Annotated in this window: 5 protein-coding genes; all 5 read left to right on the forward strand. The window is 54.0% G+C overall.

Going from position 1 to position 4618, the window contains the following annotated elements; translation table 11 throughout:
• Window positions 1-412: 412 nt before the first annotated feature.
• The 5 genes from ACKI3C_RS00005 to ACKI3C_RS00025 all read left to right on the forward strand — a co-directional run bounded on the left by ACKI3C_RS00005 (window position 413) and on the right by ACKI3C_RS00025 (window position 4441).
• Entirely contained in the window at window positions 413-838 is a 426-nt protein-coding gene (locus tag ACKI3C_RS00005; RefSeq protein WP_407400949.1) for a dockerin type I domain-containing protein, read from the forward strand.
• A 153-nt stretch (window positions 839-991) separates the two neighbouring features.
• Window positions 992-1795 (forward strand): polyphosphate polymerase domain-containing protein, encoded by an 804-nt coding sequence (locus tag ACKI3C_RS00010; protein WP_407400950.1) that lies wholly within the window; start codon window positions 992-994, stop codon window positions 1793-1795.
• A gap of 3 nt (window positions 1796-1798) precedes the next feature.
• Complete coding sequence (locus tag ACKI3C_RS00015; protein WP_407400951.1) at window positions 1799-2497, forward strand: DUF4956 domain-containing protein; 699 nt, start codon at window positions 1799-1801, stop codon at window positions 2495-2497.
• Complete coding sequence (locus ACKI3C_RS00020; protein WP_407400952.1) at window positions 2476-3228, forward strand: DUF2490 domain-containing protein; 753 nt, start codon at window positions 2476-2478, stop codon at window positions 3226-3228. Before ACKI3C_RS00015 ends, ACKI3C_RS00020 begins: the two co-directional genes overlap by 22 nt.
• Window positions 3212-4441: a carbohydrate-binding domain-containing protein gene (locus ACKI3C_RS00025; protein ID WP_407400953.1), complete on the forward strand. Its 1230-nt coding sequence runs from the start codon at window positions 3212-3214 to the stop codon at window positions 4439-4441. Before ACKI3C_RS00020 ends, ACKI3C_RS00025 begins: the two co-directional genes overlap by 17 nt.
• The last annotated feature ends 177 nt before the right edge of the window (window positions 4442-4618 follow it).

Genomic DNA, 4618 nt, shown 5'->3' on the forward strand with positions numbered 1-4618 from the left:
TCATGCCCCTACAAGTACATAAAATGCATCTTTAGCCTCTGAAAAGACTAAACGAGACGAGAACGGCATCGCCGAACACTCTTGAAGCGCGCACTTCCGATTACCGCCCACATAAATCACGCATTAACTGAATATCCCTAATTATAACACAAATGTTGCAATAATATGTAATATTGTGCAACATTTGGCGCGATGCACAGTTGTGGTGTGTTTTTGATACGCGAAATGGGGGTTTTGCACCGTTGACGGCATGAACGAATGTAACGACTATGGGCAATAAAATGCGTTTTTACTTGCTTTTTTGCCCGAAAAGTGATAAATTTGCACAATAATTTGACATATTACTAACACCAGGCATTGCACGTGTGCAGTGCTGTGACATGGCTTTAAAGCCTTTAAACATCTACAATTTATGAGACAGTTAACAGTATTTTTGATGCTTGCCGTGGCGGTGCTGGCAGCCCGGGGCGAGACATTCACTTTTTTGAACCTGGCCAGCGATGCCCAGCATGGCAGCACGTTTGTTGCCACGGGCACCAAGATAACATTCAGCGGCAACGATGCCGTGGTGACATCGGGCGGAGTAACAACGAAGGTGTCGATGAGCGGGGTCAAGTACCTCGAGTTCTCCAACACGCAACTGGGAGCCGACGCTCTCAAGGGAGATGTGAATGGCAACGGAATGGTGGATATCACCGATGTGAACTGCTTGATAAACATAGTCCTGGGCACGGCGTCGCCCGATGATTATAACGGTAGGGCATTTATCAACGATGACGATGAAGTGGACGTCTCGGACGTTAATGCGCTGATAGCACTCATCGCTGGTGGTGCGTGAACCGGCGAGAAAATATAAAGGTGGGTGCCTCGACATAATTAATAGACCCCACCTTAAACCATATTTTCACCCTGATTGTCTTTTCATGAGAGGTCAATCGGGGTGGGTTATATGCAATAAGATGCAACAAATATGCGTTATATATAGGTATATATGATGGAAGGTATTATAGCGAAATATAAGCCCATCACCCTTGAGGAGATGAGCGGCATAAAGCTGATGAACCGCATCGACACAAAGTTTGTGACGTCGGTTCCGCGGCTGTTGCTCCTTCTCGAGATGGCTCGCGACAGCTACCGGGTGCAAGAAACCGGTGGCCTGCGCGTGATACCTTACAGCACGCTCTACTTCGACACCTCCGACCTGAAGATGTTCACCACCCACCACAATGGCATCCTGCCCAGGCAGAAGGTGCGCGTGCGGTCCTACGTGGCGTCGCATCTTGATTTCCTGGAGGTGAAGACCAAGAACAACCACCGGCGCACCCGCAAGAAACGCATCGGCCTGGATGCCTATGACGCTAGCAAGGTGAGCTTGCGTCCTGGCATAGCCGAACCCGGCGTGAGCGATTTCCTGGCGCAGCGACTCGGTGTGCCCGCCGCAAGTTTGGTGCCGCAGCTCGAGAACAGTTTCAACCGCATCACGCTGGTCAACAATGACCGCACCGAGCGACTCACCATCGACACCTCGCTCAAGTTCCACAACCGCACGTCGGGCTGCGACTGCGACCTCACGGGGCTAGCGATCATCGAACTCAAGCGCGATGGACGCGCGCACTCGCCGGTGCTCGAGATGCTCAGGCAGCTGCGCATCAAGCCGCAGGGATTCAGCAAGTACTGCATGGGCACGGCGTTCACCCGTCCCGATGCCAAGACTAACCGGCTGAAGCCGCGCATGAGGCTCGTGGACCGTTTGTTGAAAAAAGACAGTGTTAAACAAGAAAAAATAATAAAATAAGATATGGATAATGTGATTTCTCTGTTCAAGCAACTCTTCTCAACCGGGCAGTTTGGGCATATTGATGTGGTCAATTTCGTGATTAACATCCTCTTTGTGTGGATAATCGTGCAGTTCCTGTACTACCGCAAGTCAAAGCACCGCAGTTTCTACTTCACGTTCATCATGCTCAGCGTGGCCATTTATTTCCTGGTCTATTTCATGGTGTTCGTGCTTGAGGATCTCAAGGGCAAGACCGGCATAGGCGTGGGCATAGGCCTGTTTGGCATCTTCAGCATCATGCGTTACCGCACCGATGCGATGCCCGTGCGCGAGATGACCTACCTCTTCAGCGTGATATGCGTGAGCGTGATCAATGCGCTGGGTTCGTCGATAGGCACCGTGGAGATGCTGCTGCCCAATGTCATCGTGCTCCTTGCCATGACTGCTTGCGAGATGCTGCTCATGAGCAAGCACGAGGAGTCGAAGCTGGTGCAGTATGACCGCGTGGAGCTCATCAAGCCCGAGTGCCGCGACGAGCTCATCAGCGACCTCAAGCAACGCACAGGCCTCAACGTGACACGCGTGGCAGTGGGAAGCGTGGACTTCTTGCGCGACAGTGCTCTGCTCAAGGTGTATTATGAGAAAAACGACGACAACGATCCCGAAATCAACAACACTGTTAAGCCTAAACGTGAAGTATGGGAAGAAGTAAAAGAATAATAGCCGTGGCTCTTGCGCTGGCAGCCATGCTCTTGCCCACGGCAGCCATGGCCGACGACACCGGCCTGACGCTCGACCTGGGCGTGGAAAAGAAGGTGTCAAAGAAATTCTCGGTGGGGCTCGACACAGAGTTCCGCACGCGCAACGACTTCTTGACCGTGGATCACGTGACGGCAGCCGTGAGCGGCAAGTACAAGGTGACCAAGTGGTTCAAACTAGAAGCAGGATACCAGTTCCTTGTGATTAACCACCGCGAACACCTCTCGCTGCATGATGACGGCTCTTACAACAACTGGCGTCCGTCATACTACAGCACCAGCCACCGTGTGAGCGCAGCCGTGAACGGCGACGTGGACCTGGGCCGCTTCAACGTGGCGCTGCGTGAGCGCTGGCAATATACCTACCGCCCCGAGCACTCTACCACCCGCTACGACTTCGACAACGAGTATATGGAGGACTGCCAGGTGCATGCCAAGGGCAAGCACGTGCTGCGTTCTAGGCTCAAACTCGAATACAATATCCCTCACTGCAAGTTTACTCCCGCTGTGAGTGTCGAGGCCTACACCGGCTCATCGCTCGAAAAGACCCGTTTCGTCGTGGGCGGCAGCTACACGCACAAGAAACACCATAGCTTCGAACTGGGATATCATTACCAGCTCTACAACCACACCGTGAAACCCGAGGCAATCAACACTCACCACATCGTGATGGGATATGCCTACAAGTTCTAGACGCAAGATGAAACTCGCTAAATACACATTCCTTGCACTGGCAGCCATGCTGCTCGCCGCGTGCACCAATGATGACACCGACCTCGAGTGGCTCATCGACAACAACCCCGGCAAGGTGGTTCCTCCCGTGATAGAGATGGATTATAGCGACCTTGACGAGGGACTAGACATCATCGTCACCGACCCGAGCGACGAGACCTACAACGACTACTGGGAGAATAGCCCCTGGACCACCACCGTGCGCGTGAACTACACTGCCGATGGCGCTACGGTCACGGGCACAGGCACCCGTGCCAAGGCTGTCATCGACGGCGGCCACGTGGTGCTCACCATTTTGGCGAGCCGTGTGCACGTCATTGCCAGCGGCGAGTGCCAGGACGGTTCGCTCAAGGTTTATAGCGACAACAAGTACAAGATGACCCTCAACGGGCTCACGCTAGCCAACCCCACCGGCCCTGCTATCAACAACCAGTGCGGCAAGACGCTCTACCTCATCGTGGCACAGGGCACGGCCAACAAACTGCAGGACGGAGCCGACTATGCCTACGTCGAAGAGGAAGACATGAAGGGAACCCTTTTCAGCGAGGGTCAGGTCATATTCAGCGGGCAGGGCGAGCTTGAAGTGACATCAGTCTCGCACAACGCTATCGCCAGCGACGACTACCTGCGCTTCCGCAAGGGCTGCAAGTACAAGCTCACAAGCGAAAAGGGCAACTGCCTGCGCGGCAAGGACGCTGTGTATATCGATGGCAGCGTGTTCAACATGACGACCCGCGGCGATGCCAAGAAAGGCATCACCTCGCGTGGCCTCGTGGCTATCAATGGCGGCCGTGCCACTATCATCACCAGCGGTGCCCCGGTGGTTGAGGCCGAACTTAACGACACCACCAGCAGTGCCGGCGTGAAGTGCGACAGCATCATGACCATTGCCGGCGGCGAGCTGCGCATCCTCTGCCTGGGCGAGGGCGGCAAGGGAATCAATGCCCACCAAGGCATCGTCATGACCGGCGGCAAAGTGACCGTCGTGACGCAAGGTGTCAAGGGACTTGCTTCGCCCAAGGGAATCAAGTGCGAGGGAGAACTCGCGGTGACTGCCGGAGCTTTGTATTCTTATAGCAAGCACGCCCGTCCCGTCGATGCCACAACGCTCAACCTAGCGCCTGCCCACCGGGTGTATGAAACCAAGACGCACCTGTTTAAAGTCGAGTACTGACAAATATGATAAATAACTAATCGCGCGACAACACATTATTACCTCAAATCCGCAGTATAAAATTTGTTAACGTTTTTGCACGCGTTAGAGGGGCATCGCTCGGCCGAATCGGAGGCAACGTGCTAAGTTCTGTGTATTTTTGTCACGAGCGGGCACACTGCCCCTTTCCCCAATCCT

This window comes from Sodaliphilus sp., from assembly GCF_045598405.1.
GTDB lineage: Bacteria > Bacteroidota > Bacteroidia > Bacteroidales > Muribaculaceae > Sodaliphilus > Sodaliphilus limicaballi.

Excerpts from the sequence above, each read along its gene's own strand:
- ACKI3C_RS00015 (WP_407400951.1), top strand. The coding sequence starts at position 1,799 with ATGGATAATGTGATTTCTCTGTTCAAGCAACTCTTCTCAACCGGGCAG.
- ACKI3C_RS00020 (WP_407400952.1), top strand. The coding sequence starts at position 2,476 with ATGGGAAGAAGTAAAAGAATAATAGCCGTGGCTCTTGCGCTGGCAGCC.
- ACKI3C_RS00010 (WP_407400950.1), top strand. The coding sequence starts at position 992 with ATGATGGAAGGTATTATAGCGAAATATAAGCCCATCACCCTTGAGGAG.
- ACKI3C_RS00025 (WP_407400953.1), top strand. The coding sequence starts at position 3,212 with ATGCCTACAAGTTCTAGACGCAAGATGAAACTCGCTAAATACACATTC.
- ACKI3C_RS00005 (WP_407400949.1), top strand. The coding sequence starts at position 413 with ATGAGACAGTTAACAGTATTTTTGATGCTTGCCGTGGCGGTGCTGGCA.